The organism is Sphingobacterium sp. DR205, from assembly GCF_011064245.1.
Classification (GTDB): Bacteria; Bacteroidota; Bacteroidia; order Sphingobacteriales; family Sphingobacteriaceae; genus Sphingobacterium; species Sphingobacterium athyrii.
Genome location: NZ_CP049333.1, coordinates 4,458,672 through 4,473,327, shown reverse-complemented (window position 1 = coordinate 4,473,327; position 14,656 = coordinate 4,458,672). Strand labels below are relative to the sequence as shown.

At 38.3% G+C, this 14,656-nt stretch carries 17 protein-coding genes and 1 pseudogene; 11 read left to right on the top strand and 7 right to left on the bottom strand.

Annotated features, from left to right (window positions below; genetic code table 11):
* Nucleotides 1-591 (bottom strand): methyltransferase, encoded by a 591-nt coding sequence (locus G6053_RS19525; RefSeq protein WP_165308044.1) that lies wholly within the window; start codon nt 589-591, stop codon nt 1-3.
* A gap of 498 nt (nt 592-1,089) precedes the next feature.
* Here G6053_RS19525 and G6053_RS19520 point away from each other — a divergent pair, with 498 nt between their 5' ends.
* From G6053_RS19520 to G6053_RS19500, 5 genes are all read left to right on the top strand, one after another.
* Nucleotides 1,090-1,617 (top strand): hypothetical protein, encoded by a 528-nt coding sequence (locus G6053_RS19520; protein ID WP_165308042.1) that lies wholly within the window; start codon nt 1,090-1,092, stop codon nt 1,615-1,617.
* Nucleotides 1,618-1,877: 260 nt separating this feature from the next.
* A complete protein-coding gene (locus tag G6053_RS19515) occupies nt 1,878-2,420 on the top strand; it encodes a hypothetical protein (RefSeq protein ID WP_165308040.1) in 543 nt (180 codons plus the stop codon).
* A 70-nt stretch (nt 2,421-2,490) separates the two neighbouring features.
* The gene (locus tag G6053_RS19510; RefSeq protein WP_165308023.1) at nt 2,491-3,285 is read left to right on the top strand and encodes a hypothetical protein; all 795 of its coding nucleotides are present in this window, start codon (nt 2,491-2,493) and stop codon (nt 3,283-3,285) included.
* Nucleotides 3,286-3,381: 96 nt separating this feature from the next.
* Nucleotides 3,382-4,182, top strand: a complete 801-nt coding sequence (locus tag G6053_RS19505) for a class I SAM-dependent methyltransferase (protein WP_165308021.1) — start codon at nt 3,382-3,384, stop codon at nt 4,180-4,182.
* 346 nt (nt 4,183-4,528) lie between these two features.
* A complete protein-coding gene (locus G6053_RS19500) occupies nt 4,529-4,786 on the top strand; it encodes a hypothetical protein (protein ID WP_108633288.1) in 258 nt (85 codons plus the stop codon).
* A 21-nt stretch (nt 4,787-4,807) separates the two neighbouring features.
* Here the strand turns inward: G6053_RS19500 and G6053_RS19495 are convergent, their stop codons facing one another.
* From G6053_RS19495 to G6053_RS19485, 3 genes are all read right to left on the bottom strand, one after another.
* On the bottom strand, nt 4,808-5,344 hold the full coding sequence (locus G6053_RS19495) for a hypothetical protein (RefSeq protein ID WP_165308019.1): 537 nt from the start codon (nt 5,342-5,344) through the stop codon (nt 4,808-4,810).
* A 164-nt stretch (nt 5,345-5,508) separates the two neighbouring features.
* Nucleotides 5,509-6,393 (bottom strand): AadS family aminoglycoside 6-adenylyltransferase, encoded by an 885-nt coding sequence (locus G6053_RS19490; protein ID WP_165308017.1) that lies wholly within the window; start codon nt 6,391-6,393, stop codon nt 5,509-5,511.
* A gap of 371 nt (nt 6,394-6,764) precedes the next feature.
* Entirely contained in the window at nt 6,765-7,223 is a 459-nt protein-coding gene (locus tag G6053_RS19485) for a hypothetical protein (RefSeq protein WP_108633290.1), read from the bottom strand.
* A 318-nt stretch (nt 7,224-7,541) separates the two neighbouring features.
* Here G6053_RS19485 and G6053_RS19480 point away from each other — a divergent pair, with 318 nt between their 5' ends.
* Nucleotides 7,542-8,741, top strand: a complete 1,200-nt coding sequence (locus G6053_RS19480; protein WP_165308015.1) for an MFS transporter — start codon at nt 7,542-7,544, stop codon at nt 8,739-8,741.
* A 73-nt stretch (nt 8,742-8,814) separates the two neighbouring features.
* Here the strand turns inward: G6053_RS19480 and G6053_RS19475 are convergent, their stop codons facing one another.
* Entirely contained in the window at nt 8,815-9,348 is a 534-nt protein-coding gene (locus tag G6053_RS19475) for a 5'(3')-deoxyribonucleotidase (protein ID WP_241254774.1), read from the bottom strand.
* A gap of 110 nt (nt 9,349-9,458) precedes the next feature.
* Between G6053_RS19475 and G6053_RS19470 the strand changes: the two genes are divergently transcribed.
* Nucleotides 9,459-10,205, top strand: coding sequence for a DeoR/GlpR family DNA-binding transcription regulator (locus G6053_RS19470; RefSeq protein ID WP_104381115.1), 747 nt, complete (start codon nt 9,459-9,461; stop codon nt 10,203-10,205).
* A 55-nt stretch (nt 10,206-10,260) separates the two neighbouring features.
* On the opposite strand, the gene G6053_RS19465 is transcribed toward G6053_RS19470, so the two are convergent.
* Both G6053_RS19465 and G6053_RS19460 read right to left on the bottom strand, forming a co-directional pair.
* Nucleotides 10,261-10,827 (bottom strand): YceI family protein, encoded by a 567-nt coding sequence (locus G6053_RS19465; RefSeq protein WP_108633292.1) that lies wholly within the window; start codon nt 10,825-10,827, stop codon nt 10,261-10,263.
* A 186-nt stretch (nt 10,828-11,013) separates the two neighbouring features.
* Nucleotides 11,014-11,583: a dihydrofolate reductase family protein gene (locus tag G6053_RS19460; protein ID WP_165308013.1), complete on the bottom strand. Its 570-nt coding sequence runs from the start codon at nt 11,581-11,583 to the stop codon at nt 11,014-11,016.
* Between the two features lie 509 nt (nt 11,584-12,092).
* Between G6053_RS19460 and arr the strand changes: the two are divergent.
* The 4 genes and pseudogenes from arr to G6053_RS19440 form a co-directional block, all read left to right on the top strand.
* Nucleotides 12,093-12,435, top strand: a pseudogene (arr, locus tag G6053_RS31050) (NAD(+)--rifampin ADP-ribosyltransferase); the annotation flags it as partial.
* Nucleotides 12,436-12,843: 408 nt separating this feature from the next.
* Nucleotides 12,844-13,557, top strand: coding sequence for a 2OG-Fe(II) oxygenase (locus G6053_RS19450; RefSeq protein ID WP_165308011.1), 714 nt, complete (start codon nt 12,844-12,846; stop codon nt 13,555-13,557).
* A 41-nt stretch (nt 13,558-13,598) separates the two neighbouring features.
* The gene (locus G6053_RS19445; protein WP_165308009.1) at nt 13,599-14,312 is read left to right on the top strand and encodes a 2OG-Fe(II) oxygenase; all 714 of its coding nucleotides are present in this window, start codon (nt 13,599-13,601) and stop codon (nt 14,310-14,312) included.
* Nucleotides 14,313-14,329: 17 nt separating this feature from the next.
* Nucleotides 14,330-14,593, top strand: coding sequence for an Ada metal-binding domain-containing protein (locus G6053_RS19440; protein WP_165308007.1), 264 nt, complete (start codon nt 14,330-14,332; stop codon nt 14,591-14,593).
* Nucleotides 14,594-14,656 lie beyond the last annotated feature (63 nt).

Genomic DNA, 14,656 nt, shown 5'->3' with positions numbered 1-14,656 from the left:
TTATTTTTGTCTTAATTCGATAAAAAGCTCGCTTCCTTGTCGCTGCGGTATACTATTGAAACAGGTCTCCATCTTTAAAATATCAAAGGCTGAATGAAACAAATGCTGATATTCCGTTTTGTTTCCACCAAATGGAGGCCCCTCTGACGGGAATTCCCTATCGAATAACAAACCTGCGAGAATACCGCGCGGTTGGAGCAATGAAGCTATTTTGCTGCTGTAGCTTTTTCGTAGGGCTGGATCCAATGCACAGAAAAATGTCTGCTCCAAAATATAGTCGTATTGTTGTTCATGCTGAAAAAAATCCTGACAGATAATCTGAAGCTGCGGAATTTCACCAAATGCTTTTTGAACCTGATCAACTAATGTCGGTGCGATATCAAGCAAGGTGATATTTTCAAAGCCTTGCTCCAGAAGTGCCTTAGCTTCGTGCGCGTTGCCACAACCGGGAATTAAAATAGATGCGTCTTTGGGAATTACGGTCTCTGCATACTTTATAATCGCTGGTGATGCATAACCAATATCCCATCCGATCTCCATGTTTTTATAGCGATTGTCCCAATAATCTTTATTCAAATCCAATATATCCATAGCAACTTACACCTGTTAAAAGCAAGTTATACAATTTAAGGAAATCTTGTGTAATACGGTGTTGTTTTTGTTTTTTACTTGAAACTATGTGCATAAAATTAATGAAGATATTCCAAAGGTGAATAAAAATAAATTACTTTATTTCAGTCTTTTAGCCTTTTGCTTTTAAAGTCGGTAAAACAAAAAGCCAATTCGTCGTAAATTCCAGAAATTTACTGTTTATTCCACTTGACTTTGATGTTTCTGGGATTCTTTCCGTCGCTTCTACCGAGATGGTCAATGGACTCTGCGAAAGTTTAAAATCTTTGGTACTGATCCTTAAAAATCATGAAAGTGGACATATTGTAAAAGGAATAGCGCGAATTGTAAATAAATCTATTATTGTGGCGGTAGTGAGCTAGCTTTATCCCAACAGACAGATAAAATAAGACTCGTTAGGCTTTGACAAGGGGCAATTTGAAAAATAGCCTGCTGTTAATCCAAAAAAGATAATTGTATATGAAACAGCCACTACAATCAGAAGCCTTTAACTTTGACCGAATACTTTTGTATAGCTTATATGCCGCTTTAATTTCTTTTGCTCTCATGTTCGCTAGCACACTACTAATTGGCAATATCCATCCCTTATGGAATGCCATTCTCGTTATAGGTTTCCCGTACTCCTTGTTTGTTTCGAAAATAAAAACGAGTGGCGATAATATGATTTTTGAAGAAAATCATATTGTTTTGAATGGAAATCGTATTGATTTTCAGGATATTGATTCTTATCATTTGTTTGACTCGTTGAAACTTTATTTTGTATTACGGATCAGGTTGAAAACAGGCCGACAGTATATTCATTATCTTCCGGTTGACGTAAAACAGGATGTCGAAAAATATTTTGATAAAGCAGAAGTGAGAAGTGATAAGAGGTCCTTTGATTTTATTGCGCGGTATTTTATCTTGTTATATGTCCTGCCTTTTTTCACCTTTCTAGGATTAGCCTATTCATTAGGTACGCGTTTGTATTATTTTTTACAGTATTGAGAAAATCGGGAAGACCATCAAATCCGGTAGAAACAATAGGGCATAAAAGCAATACCTTAAAACCTTCCAAAATGAACCAATTAACGTCAGCGCCTATTTGAAAATTTCGTTATTATAGACGGATATTCATTGTGCTCGGTCGAATATTAGACTGATCTAAAAGTAGATGACGCATATTTTATATTTGGTTGTTGGGTTAAATATCGGAATATTTTCCTGATAGCTACTGCGTTTATTTAGACACTATTAATTTCAATAACATGAAAACAATGAAAATGACAATCTTGACCCTGTTGGCCGGATCGACTTTAGCGATATCAAGCTGTGGTGCAGGGAAAGATCAGCCTGCAACACCGATTAATGCGGATCAGTTTGAAAAATTATATGAAAACAAAGACAATGACGGTAAACGATTTAGCTTGACGGGCTATCCTTATCTTAATAGCGATGTGACAGTTCGTAACGACATGGAAATTGCCGTTTCCTTGTTTTCTGAACCCAAAGGAAAGGGAGATTATATCGCCAGTATAGATTTGGGCTATAAGGATAATAAAAATGGGATGTATATTCCTGATAAGTTTACAGCCGACGATTTGCAGGTTTTTGATAAAGAAGGGAATATTCTTGGCGTAAACGATAAAATTACTATATCTTTCGAAATGGAGCTGGATACCAGGCGCCCGCCAAGAACAGGGATCAAAAAATTAGAAAAAGATGAAAATGGCCATCCTAAAATGGTTGAGCAGAAACCGGCGTATTATGGCGATGGACCATCTGATATTATTATCGAAAAGGCGAAATGATTGTTTTTCTTATTGAATCAGGCATAGGGGTGATACATGAGTGATATTAAGAAGTTAAAACTTGATTGTTATGCTGGCACTTGAAAATTACAAAATACTGCTGTTTGTATTAACGCTGCAATGCTGTGGGGACCATGTACAGAAAGCCGTGGACAGTACCATACATCTTACTGATGATGACAACGGAATTGTAAAATATAAAAGTGACTCAGCCAATGAATTGGTTTTAAACTTCCATGATCACAGTTATTTTTATAAGGAAACAAACTTACCTTTGAAAGCAGGAGAGGATGTGGGGTATGAACATCAATCCAGGGGTACATTTGCAATCAGGAATGATACGTTGACTTTTTTCTCTTCAATGCCGTCGCAGGTAGATGTTACAACGGATTGGTCTACGAATACAGAATTTCTGCCCTTGTATCAAACCCATGAGGAAATTGATGCCAACAGCGTGAAGATCTATTTTGATAATATCGCTGAACCGCAATATTATCAGGCGTTTGAGTTTAAAAATGGAGGATTTGAAAAGCTGAGGGTGAAAAACTGTGTAATAGATGGAGACTTTGGTTGGATAGAGGGCACAAAAGATAAGATCCCATTGCATCAATATTTACTTATTGAAAAGCCACAAAGCAATAAACTTTTAATTATTGACAGTCTGCAAGCGCAGAAAAGTTATTTTTTTGATTTTGATCATATCCCTTTTCGCTCATTTCACTTTTACACGCGAGCATATTGGAGTTATTACGATTTTACAGGCTTAACATTTGTCCGTACAGACAAGAAGCTTAAGCTAATTGACAAAAATAGGTTGGGGCGTTACCAGCATTCCGCTATGGATTTGATATTTTTAAAAAAATAGGGGATTAAAGGTGATAACTACCGTTAAAGAGATTATTCTTCTGCAAGAATGGGGAGAATCGTATAAATTATCTGGATAAAAAGGGTAGATTAGTCTATGAATAAAGAACACCAATATTTGGACATAAACCGAACATCCTGGAACAATAGAACAGATGCGCATCTTAATTCTGAGTTTTATGATCTTCCCAGCTTTCTGCAAGGGAGAAACTCGTTAAATGAGATCGAGTTAGGTTTACTTGGTAATCTGGAGGGTAAAACTGTTTTGCATTTACAGTGTCACTTTGGCCAGGACACCATTTCACTGAGCAGGCTAGGCGCGGAGGTGACCGGAATGGATCTGTCCGATAAGGCAATTGACAGTGCGCGAAAAATAGCTGAACAGACAAATGCCAATGTTCACTTTATCTGTTGTGACATATACGATCTACCAAATCATTTGGATCAGCAATTTGATTTTGTTTTTACGAGTTATGGTACAATTGGCTGGTTGCCAGATTTGGATAAATGGGCACAGGTTGTTTCCAGATTTTTAAAGCCGGATGGGAAATTTGTATTTGTTGAATTCCATCCTGTCGTTTGGATGTTCGACGATAATTTTGAGAAAGTTGGTTATAGGTATTTTAATTCTGGAGCGATTATAGAAACAGAAACTGGAACCTATGCGGATAAAAATGCAGCTATAAAACAGGAATATGTGATGTGGAACCATAGCATAAGCGAAGTGGTGAATAATTTGATCAAAAATGGACTCCGTATCACACAACTTGATGAATTTGATTATTCACCTTATAATTGTTTTAAAGGGACGGTTGAATTTGAAAAGAATAAATATCGGATTGAACAGCTTGAAGACAAAATTCCAATGGTATATGCTGTGGTAGCCGTAAAAGCTTAACGATTGGTTTTTTGTAATGAAAACGAGGGTAGTTATGATCAAAGTACCAGAAATAAGTCTGATGCGCCAAGTGCAACTGTCGCAGAATTTGCTTGTCGTTTGGTCAATCTATTGATTTTTATAGACTTGAAGGTCTTGAAGAGGATGATATATTATTAACGGCTAAAATAATTAGTATTTTGATGTTTTCTTTTGTATATTTACATGTTCCATTTGCACTATAATGCTATTGATCGATTTATTGTTAGATTGGTGGCAGCAATATATTAGGAACCCGTATTTGTTTATGAGCTTTAGATAAGCCGAACATTTTTTTGATAGAATAATAAATTTTGAGTTGCTTGTCATGGAAGAGACGATTGGACAGCTAGATACATCCTATAAAGGGCAGATATTTCGCATTACATTTAAAGAAAAGGATTTTCAGGTTCAGCTCTTAAAAAAAAGCCCTACCAAAGACGAAACAGCGCTAGAAGTATTGTTAGATGGCGGGCTACAAACACTGGTAAAGAAAAAAGAGAGATGGTCTTTTCTCCAAAATGATTTAGATCAGGATCTAGCAAATCACATCTGGCGGGCCATCTCTCTCCGATATAGGCTTTGATATGAATCAAAGTAAGGTTGCTTAATTTACTCCAGCGGCGATAAGTTCGGTTGTAAGGCCTAAAAATCGCAGTAAGTCATTGCTGTCAAAAATTAGCGTAGCATAATGCTTTCCTTTTTTAAAGGTGAGTTTTGTACCACCTGGAAATGTGCTTCCAGCTTCCATTTTTTCTGTTTTAGCAGCATATACGCTAAATTTTGCTTTGCTCTCCTTTAGGGTTGTTTTGTTGATCACAAGATTGAAAGGAAGCCCCGCTACGATGAGTGGTTTATCGTCCGGAATATCAAAAGATACTTCATTAATAGTATTATTTTTTCCAAGACTAGCATACAGTTCCAGTCCGGATTTTGTTAGCCATTTGGCATATTTTTCTTCATTTGCATCTTCGTAGTAAACGGTCTTCGTATTTAATGCAGTTTCAATCTTCTGTGCTGTTTGCGGAAAAATAAATTCTGAATTCTTATTTAATAGCGAATTTAAACCTGCATTGTTTTGCGAAAATGCGCTTAAGGTCAATAGCAAGAAGAACATATTCAATGTTAGTGTTTTTAGTGTCATAACGATCTTATTAAATTTTGAAAATATGATAATTAAAGATATTAAAAAATCAGTCAAATGAGCAAAAAGAAAAGAATGGCAAAATAGGCTGAGATTGCTCTCGATTCCAGTTGTTAACAATAACTAAGCCTAACCGTCTGATTTATTTTTGAGTACCACTATCGCTATATTGACGGGCTACGGGATATTTCTTTTGTCTTTAAAGCATTGAGATATATTCTGACATCCGCTTCAAGTTTTGTGGGATATTCATAGGTTAACTTACTTGCGAGTTCCCTGCCGATCGCTGCGACGAGGTCTACCATTGCAAATAATGCCTTCCAGTTTTCATTTATATCGCTGCCTGAAAAGGTTTGGATTACTTTCTCCCAGGTCTGCCGGGGTAAATATTTCTCAAATAGACGCCCGTGTTTATTGGTTGTGATGTTCCATCCATGCTGGCTGGCTATATCCCACTCAATTAATGGTACCAGATAACTGGTACGTATATTATCTTCGGACATAAATTTTGCATAAAAAATATCCTTTCTAACGAGACACTTGGCTACATAGGTGCAGTCCCACCAAAAGTCATTGAGCAGCTGCTCGAATTTTTGTGCTGTAGGCCTTTTGATGACTGATACCTGATATGTCGGTTTTTGGAGCGTCTGTGTTATGCCTTCCTTATCTATAAGTACTTTGTAGCCAATATCCCAGTCTTCAGGTAAGTGCTCTTGGTGAACCTCTTCTAAAAAATTTGATTTACTGTATAATTTAAAATCAACTTTTGTATGATCAGCGTACAAAACCATCTTCATTGCGTGTTTGTACTCGAAGTAGCTTTCATCCTCTTCAACCATGGCAATAGGGGTACCAAAGTTATTTATCCAATTCTTATCCAGAATATAGTTTGTATTGTCATCAAATACAAGTTCGATATCTAGATCACTTAATTCATCGATTGGAGCCAGAGGATTTACCAATGAACTTGTCAGGAGGACTGCGCAGATATCCGGATTGTTTTGCGACCAATCAATAATTTGCCTTAATTTTTCTTCACGTGTTTGCATGCGTTTAAATTTATTGATAAATACTGCCCTATTATTTGCCGATGGCATGTCGCTGATCTTTTTTCCAAAAGATTCGGAGCGGCGAATATCAAAAATATACGAAAAATTTGTCTGCGTGACAAAGTCATAACAAATCAGCTGTTCCAAATTTCTGCCTGATCCGATATTTGTTGAACCGTACGCCTTCAGATTTTACATGTAGTAAAATTGGCAATCTTTCTTGTATATTTTATAATTGTAGGTATACGACTTTCTAGATGCCTTGGAAAATACATTAGATAGCATATTTTTAGTGCAGATTTAACTATTTAATCTATTTACTTTTAGTAATTTAAAGGTTTGTGAGTAAGGTCACGGAAAATGCTATTTATTTAGAAACCGAAGAGTCCGCTGAAAATAACAAGACAATAGATTCCTATCACTAAGAAGAGATTGATGCATAATGCTGCATAATTCTTTTTAGCAAGCAATCGCATTGATTCTATCGCAGTATAAATAATAAGTGGTATTCCAAAACCGAGCAGCTCAAAATAGAGCAAATAACCCGCGCCCAGACGATCAGTTTCTTTATCTATAAACCATTGGGAAATAACGATGATCAGGGCAATAAATAAGAGGACACTCAATCTGACCAAAAGATGTTTTCTTAACTTTCTATCCTTTAAAATCGGTCTTTTGACAAGAAAGACCGTCCCTACGAAATACAGTATTAGGAATATAATCCCCAGAAATTGTCGGAATGCGTAAGATACATCAAACCAGCCATTCGTATAAAGTAATCCGATAATTAGCGTTGAAGAAAGAAAATAACCAATAGTTTTATAATTCATTTCGTGAAATAGCTGTTTTTTATGGTTCACTATAAAGCCTTTTTGCGGGAAAGACGTTGTTTATGCCAGTAATTTAAGGATAAATCATGATTATGGCAAAATAGTCCTCCAACATAAGGTGTAAAATCATTTTTTGGAAATCGTAGTTCTGGTCGGGGGGCCACATGAGTATTGTAATATTGATTTATATCAATTGTTCTATTGCTTTAATTTGCATTTTTTGCAATATTATGCAATAATATGCTTTATTATTGATAGTTTTGTGTACTGAGCCTAGACAAGTCTATCGCTATACTATTTTAGTTTATCTCAATTTATATGGAAATTAAATCATTGCACATTCGTCCGGATACAGCGCGAAATGCTGTTAGGTTTATCTTTTTTGTGTGCGGGCTGGGGCTTGCCAGTTGGGCGCCTGTCGTTCCTTATGTTAAACAGAGACTCGGTATAGATGATGGTGTGTTGGGGCTTTTGATGCTTCTTATAGGTGGTGGAGCGCTTTTTATCATGCCATTTTCGACCGTTCTTCTAAATAAGTTTGGAACAAGAAAAATTATCTTTATTTCGGGCATCACACTGGGACTGATCTTGCCAATGTTGTTAATAGCTAATTCCATAATCACCATGGGGATTACGTTATTCTGTTTTGGTATGTGCATGGGAGGAATAGAGGTTTCGGCAAACGCACATTCGATCCTGATCCAAAAACTTTTTGACCGGCCAATTTTATCCGGCCTGCATGGCATCTTTAGCGTTGGGGGATTAACGGGATCGCTTGGTTTAGGACTATTGATAAAGCTGGGATTTCAGGCAACTTATGCCATGTTGTCGATCTCCTTATTGATTGTTATCATTATGTTTGTCATGTACCGTAGATTGTATGCGCATGATGATGAAACGCGCATTAATAGCCATCACGACGATAAGGAAATGGCAGTGGGCCAGTCCAAATGGGCAGGTTGGTTCAATTTACATGTTTTATTTCTGGGTATGCTCTGTTTTTGTGCTTATCTCTCCGAAGGTTCGATGCTGGATTGGAGTGCCGTATTTTTGCATGAGGAAAAAAAAGCACCGCTTGAAATTGCGGGTATAGGATATGCGGCATTTTCTATCGCCATGGCCACAATGCGACTTTTTGGTGACATGCTTGTCGTTCGGTTAGATCATCGTGTTGTTGTGGTCGGAGGGGGACTCTTAGCGGTATTCGGTCTGTTGATAGCTGTTTTATCACCCTCTTATTGGGGGGCATTGGTAGGATTTATTCTTCTGGGTTTCGGGGCTTCGAATATCGTTCCGATTTTATTTAGTCATGCCGGAAATTTAAAAGGAGTAGGGGCTTCGGCAAGTATTCCGGTGATGTCAACCTTAGGGCATTCGGGGCAATTATTGGGACCTGCCTTGCTGGGCGGAGTCGCACAGTTTTATGGAATTTCAACTTCGCTTATGGTGGTGGCTTTTCTTATGCTTTTGCTTTCAGTTTCTTATTGGATCTATTGGAAATTTCAGACTGGAAAATAAAATCCAGTAAGCTATAGCTGGCAAATTAATCTTGCGATTGGCCAGCTGTAGTTTAACCGTTGGACGTCTTATTTTACAGATCAGCGGTAAAAAAACGATGTGCGTCCGTCCAGTTCTTCAATCTTTCAAACCGGTGCTCATTGACATTGTGAAATGTATCAAATAAAAGCCCTTTTCCAGAAAAGCTGTCTAAATTTTTTAGATGATCGTCAATGAGAAAATCGGTGTCTATAATCCCTTTACTCCCACAGAACACAATGTTTTTCCAAGAAATATATGGAAAATATTCCTGTAGCCATTCCCGTTTCTCTAAAAGACTATTTGGAAATTCCATCGCGGCGGATACAACAAAAATATCGTAATAATGCTGTAATTCTTTCACCACGTCTTGTGCATCTTGTGCAACGGGAATGCTGCGGAAAAAGCCCGGTTTATGCAAATATCTTAAGACTGCCGTTTTATCAGGTAAACAATCCGCTTCTTTTAGTCCCACGATATCGTTCTCATTTATCCGTATACCAGTTTCATCAAAATAATGTGAAAGATAATGCCGTTGGATGTCTGCGAGTACACCGTCCATATCGATGGAAATTGTCTTTTTTATCATAATTTTTATTTTTATTATGGCACAAATGTAATTATATAATTGCAAAATATTGCAATTATAGCAGTTTTTTGCAATTTATTTTATTCTGTTAAATCTATATATTTGTTCCTATGCTAAAGTACGATCGTCTACAAACCATTTTAGATATCACCAATAGGGAGGGGTCGGTTTCATTTCAGACCTTGAGTAAAAAGCTTTCGGTATCCGAAGATACCATACGGAGAGATATTAAGGAATTGAATGATCGGGATCTTCTTCGCGGGGTAAGGGGGGGGGCGCACAGCATTGTTCAAAAAAAATACCATTATCGTGATCGCGAGAAGGCGGGGTTGGAACAGAAAAGGATCATTGCGCAAAAAGCACTATCATTGATTAAAAATGATCAGGTACTTTTTTTCGATGGAGGTACATCCATTTTAGAGTTAACTAAAATTTTACCGAAGGATCTTAAGGTTACGATCATTACGAATAGCTTTCCTGTTGCGAGTGTGATTGAGGACCATCCTTTGATAGAAATAATATTTTTGGGAGGCAGGCTTTACAAATCGGCCTTTACAACATTTGGCAATACGACGTTGGAAAGTATCGCTAATTTTAGGGCTGATTTATATTTCTTGGGTGTTTGTTCGATTACTCCCGAAAATTTATCGTGCAATTATCAGGAGGATGCCGAAACAAAGCGGGCGATGATGAAACAGAGCGTCCGGATCGTTGGATTGTGTACATCGGATAAATTTGATACGGAGTCAAATTTTATCATTGATGAGACCAAAAAGCTTGATATCATCGTCACGGAGAACGATTCAACGAGCCCACAGATGAATAAATATATCGCACAGGGAATTGAATTGATTTAGGCAATCAATGATAGCTGGTTAAAAGAGGTTGCTATAACCTCTTTTGTTCTGAAAGTTATTTTGTGGCTTTGATCTGAATATCCAAAGTAAATTCGTCTTCAATAGCCCGGTTTCCGAGATCAGAGAAAAAGCTTGCCGAACGATATTGGATATCAAAATCCAGTCGATTTACTTTTACACCCAATGCTTCAGCGGAAAGCCCATCGGCGGTGCTAGTTACCTTTGCTGGAAAAGATATGGCTTTCGTTTTGTTTTTAATTGTAAGATTACCTGTGATTATTGGAGTAGTCTTGCTGTTATCCACTTTGGCGATAACGAATTTTGCCGTTGGATATTTAGGTACATCAAAGAAATCTTCATTTTTAAGATGACCGGTTAATTTCGGCGCATCAGTACAGGCCATAGAATTCATATCAATGGTAAATCCGCCTCCTGTAATTTTACCTTTATCAGTTTGGATCGTTCCCTCTTTCAAGGCTATGGTACCGACATGACCACCGACGACTTTCTTTGCCTCCCATTTGATCGTTGATGTTTGTGTATTGACTTTGTAGGTTGTTTTTTGCGCAAAGGCAAAGGAAGAGCTACAAATAATAGCAACGAATAATAAGGTTCTTTTCATAGAAATGATTTGTTTTAAATCAAATATACAAGAAACCGGACATATTTAAATAAATAACATCGTGATCGCATAGTTTATGGCTGCAGGTCACTGAGCGTAAGCCTTTTGAAACATAAAACTAACTCGAAGTATGCTTAACCGATATACATTTGAATCGCATAGTGCCTTATTTCTCCTGTCGAACTATTATTTTTTTAATAATCCAATATATTTATAGCTATTGATGAAAACGCCTGTAGGAGTTGCCTTTGAATCGATAAAAGCGAGTTTTTGCGCATTTACCTTGTCTGACAGTAAACGTTTGCCATGCCCCAACAGAACAGGGTAAGTAATGAGCACGACTTCGTCAACGAGACCTTGCTCAAGTAAAAGGGAGGTCAGTGCGGAACTTCCCACAACGATCAGATCGGGACCGTCTGTTGATTTAAGTGCATGAATAGCAACTTCAATGTTGTTGCCTAAATTTTTGACAGGCCCCCAGATTAAACTGTCGGGACGGTGAGTTGCGACGTATTTCGTAGCAGCATTTATTGCATTGGCCATTGGAAAATCGCCTGCATTGGGCCAGAAGCTGCTAAAGATATCATAGGTATGACGGCCCAAAAGAAGGTCAAAGTCCGAACCATAGGTCTGAAAGAGCATTTCCGCTCCTGCAGGACTTCTATAGGCTGTTGTCCATGCGCCATAAGTGTAATCTCCATCGTGTTCGATGACGCCGTCGAGCGAGATGTGTTCGAAAATTCTGATCTTTCTCATTGTTTCAAGTGTTTGCTTATTAATCCAAATTTAGCGAAGTTTAAAAATACGAATGCGGTGCAATCGCGACAATATAAGGGTGGAATGCGTAACTTTAATCCATAAGTTAGCTGTACATGTGGATTTGAAGTCTCCATGTGCTATCGGCAATTCAGCGATGTAAGAAAAATAATGCATATATGGAATTTTCACCTTTCAACAATGTTGTTAAACTTTGTCTTCAGGGCTTGAGCATGGAAGAAGCAAAACAGCCTGAAGAAGCCCTTAAACTATTTATGCAGGCCTGGAGCGGAGCTACCAACGATCACGAATGCTTTCTTGCAGCTTATTATGTAGCCCGGCAGCAAAAAACTGTTTCAGATAGATTGATATGGCTCGAAAAGGCCTTGAGCCATGCCTTAAAACTAAATGACGATACAGTTAAAAGTGCGCTACCGAACCTGTATCAGAAGCTTGCCAAATGTTACGGAGATCTGGGAGATAGCCAAAAATCAGCGGAATATGCTGAGTTGTCTACAATCCTGAACGAAAAACCATCGGATACTGGACCTTTTTACCATGGCACCAAAGCTGACTTGAAAGTAGGCGACCTATTGACTGCTGGCGGGAAATCGAATTATCAGCCTGAACTGACCATGAATCATATTTATTTTACGGGGCTAGTTAGCGGTGCCGGACTCGCTGCTGCTTTGGCAAAAGGAGAAAGAAGGTCGCGAGCGTGTCTATATTATTGAACCGACGGGAATCTTTGAAAATGATCCAAATCTAACAGATAAAAAATTCCCTGGTAATCCGACGCGCTCATACCGTTCCACAGCTACTTTGAAAATTGTTGGTGAAGTAGAAGATTGGGACAGACCGAGCCTGGAAGATCTTCAAAGATTTCGTGAGCGGCGGACCGAAGGTAACGGTGAAATAATTGACTAAATCTTTAGTACTTAATGTGTTGCCGATCTAACTTAAATAAACTTTCGTGCACCTAGAACTGGAAAATAGCTTTTCTATCGATCTGTATTTATTCTTGATTTTCTGTTTTTAACGTAAAACCTGTTCTTTTTTTAGTTTTTATACTTATATCTACCCATTGTTTTTTCTTCGTTTAAGTGGTTCTTTTCACTGGTTTTCGATAAGCGATACGAATGATAATTCGTTGTGTTTTTTTACAATTGATATCCTATTTCTAAAAAAGAGAAAATAGCATATTTCGGATTTTTTATCTTGCTTGTTAGGGGTAATTTTGAACTGTTGAAAATTATCGTCATGGAAAATATGGAATCAAGATTTTTGGACAAGGATTGGGAGTTGATCACCGAGGAATTGCATGATAGGGGCTTTGTGGTTGTACCTGATATACTGAATAAAGAAGACTGTGATGAACTGGTTGCAGCGTACGGTGCTGACAATAGGTATCGAAAGACGATCGTGATGGAGCGTTACCGTTTTGGTCTAGGGGAATACAAATATTTCCAATATCCATTGCCGAGACTGATCACGGCAATCAGGGAAATAGTATACTGTATGATCGCTCCGGTTGCCAATCAATGGATGCAGGAACTCAATATGGATAAAAGATTTCCGGCTTCGCATGCTGCCATGCGAAATCTTTGTCAGCAACATGGACAGCTGGAACCGACCGTCCTTATTTTAAAGTATAATGTGGGCGGATTTAATACATTACATCAGGATCTGTACGGTGAAATCTATTTTCCCTTACAAATCGTGGTGTTGCTAGATCAGGTGGATCAGGATTATACGGGCGGTGAATTTGTGATCACGGAACAGATACCGCGAGCACAATCGAAGGTCAATGTCTTAAAACCCAATCGCGGTGATATGATCGTCTTTACGAGTAATTTTCGCTCAGTGAAAGGAACTAAAGGCCATTATCGTGTCCATATGAAACACGGCGTTAGCCCATTGCACAGCGGAATGAGGCATAGCCTTGGCATTATATTCCATGACGGACTTAGCTAACGGATGCCAGGTAGGTAAAATAGACTATTTAGATAACAGGTATGCACACAATAGAAGAAAGATTAAAAACGAAACAATGGGATCTTATTCTTGACGCATTGATCGACAAGGGGTTCGCGGTTGTTCCCGATGTTGTAGATGATCAGGAATGTGCCGAATTGTTAGGAGAGTTTAAGAGTGAATATCGTTATCGGAAGACCGTTGTCATGGAGCGCTACCGTTTTGGCCGTGGCGTTTATAAGTATTTTCATTATCCATTGCCCGGTATCCTAACCGAATTAAGGGAAAACTTTTACGGTTATTTGATGCCTCTTGCCAACAGATGGATGGAGGTTTTAAAAATAGCTAGACGGTATCCGCCAACACATCAGGATTTTATTGAACAATGTAGGAAGAATGGTCAGGAGAAGGCTACGGCCTTAATCCTTGGGTATGGTGCCGGTGGATTCTGCACCATGCACCAGGATCTTTATGGGGAGATTTTCTTTCCGATGCAGCTTGTTCTTTTTTTGGATGATATCGATACAGACTATACGGGAGGAGAGTTTATTTTAACTGAAAATATACCGATGGCTCAATCCCGTACGCATGTCATTAAGCCAAAAAAGGGTGATATTATTGTGTTCGCTACTAATTTCCGTCCGGTTAAAGGGGCAAAGGGTTACTACCGCGTGACCATGAAGCATGGTGTATCGACTATTCATAGTGGCAATCGGCATACCTTAGGCTTGATCTTTCATGACGCTAAATCATAAAAAACTAGTCCTACACAATGGTCAGACATATAGATTTGGGAGAGACAACTGCCGATAGAAAGAAGTCCTTAAATTCCTTCATTCGAAAGGGCGAAATTACTTTGGGTGGCTATCAAAAGACGAGGATTTATGGCCGTTTAGACTGCCTGTCCGGTAAACGAATGAAAGTCGAGCATCGGATTTTCTTTAAAGATGAAACCGAGGCAATCAGCAATGGATATAGACCTTGTGGCCATTGTATGCGCAAAAGATACCAGCAATGGAAGGCTAATAAGCTGTAGGGACTGCACCTTTCGTCAAGTAAGTGCATATCATGCTCCGGAAATTTACAGCTAAATTTTAAT

Excerpts from the sequence above, each read along its gene's own strand:
- G6053_RS19480 (WP_165308015.1), top strand. The coding sequence starts at position 7,542 with ATGGAAATTAAATCATTGCACATTCGTCCGGATACAGCGCGAAATGCT.
- G6053_RS19475 (WP_241254774.1), bottom strand. The coding sequence starts at position 9,348 with ATGATAAAAAAGACAATTTCCATCGATATGGACGGTGTACTCGCAGAC.
- G6053_RS19485 (WP_108633290.1), bottom strand. The coding sequence starts at position 7,223 with ATGAATTATAAAACTATTGGTTATTTTCTTTCTTCAACGCTAATTATC.
- G6053_RS19450 (WP_165308011.1), top strand. The coding sequence starts at position 12,844 with ATGGAAAATATGGAATCAAGATTTTTGGACAAGGATTGGGAGTTGATC.
- G6053_RS19520 (WP_165308042.1), top strand. The coding sequence starts at position 1,090 with ATGAAACAGCCACTACAATCAGAAGCCTTTAACTTTGACCGAATACTT.
- G6053_RS19490 (WP_165308017.1), bottom strand. The coding sequence starts at position 6,393 with ATGCAAACACGTGAAGAAAAATTAAGGCAAATTATTGATTGGTCGCAA.
- G6053_RS19525 (WP_165308044.1), bottom strand. The coding sequence starts at position 591 with ATGGATATATTGGATTTGAATAAAGATTATTGGGACAATCGCTATAAA.
- G6053_RS19460 (WP_165308013.1), bottom strand. The coding sequence starts at position 11,583 with ATGAGAAAGATCAGAATTTTCGAACACATCTCGCTCGACGGCGTCATC.
- G6053_RS19515 (WP_165308040.1), top strand. The coding sequence starts at position 1,878 with ATGAAAACAATGAAAATGACAATCTTGACCCTGTTGGCCGGATCGACT.
- G6053_RS19470 (WP_104381115.1), top strand. The coding sequence starts at position 9,459 with ATGCTAAAGTACGATCGTCTACAAACCATTTTAGATATCACCAATAGG.
- G6053_RS19465 (WP_108633292.1), bottom strand. The coding sequence starts at position 10,827 with ATGAAAAGAACCTTATTATTCGTTGCTATTATTTGTAGCTCTTCCTTT.
- G6053_RS19505 (WP_165308021.1), top strand. The coding sequence starts at position 3,382 with ATGAATAAAGAACACCAATATTTGGACATAAACCGAACATCCTGGAAC.
- G6053_RS19510 (WP_165308023.1), top strand. The coding sequence starts at position 2,491 with ATGCTGGCACTTGAAAATTACAAAATACTGCTGTTTGTATTAACGCTG.
- G6053_RS19440 (WP_165308007.1), top strand. The coding sequence starts at position 14,330 with ATGGTCAGACATATAGATTTGGGAGAGACAACTGCCGATAGAAAGAAG.
- G6053_RS19445 (WP_165308009.1), top strand. The coding sequence starts at position 13,599 with ATGCACACAATAGAAGAAAGATTAAAAACGAAACAATGGGATCTTATT.
- G6053_RS19495 (WP_165308019.1), bottom strand. The coding sequence starts at position 5,344 with ATGACACTAAAAACACTAACATTGAATATGTTCTTCTTGCTATTGACC.
- G6053_RS19500 (WP_108633288.1), top strand. The coding sequence starts at position 4,529 with ATGGAAGAGACGATTGGACAGCTAGATACATCCTATAAAGGGCAGATA.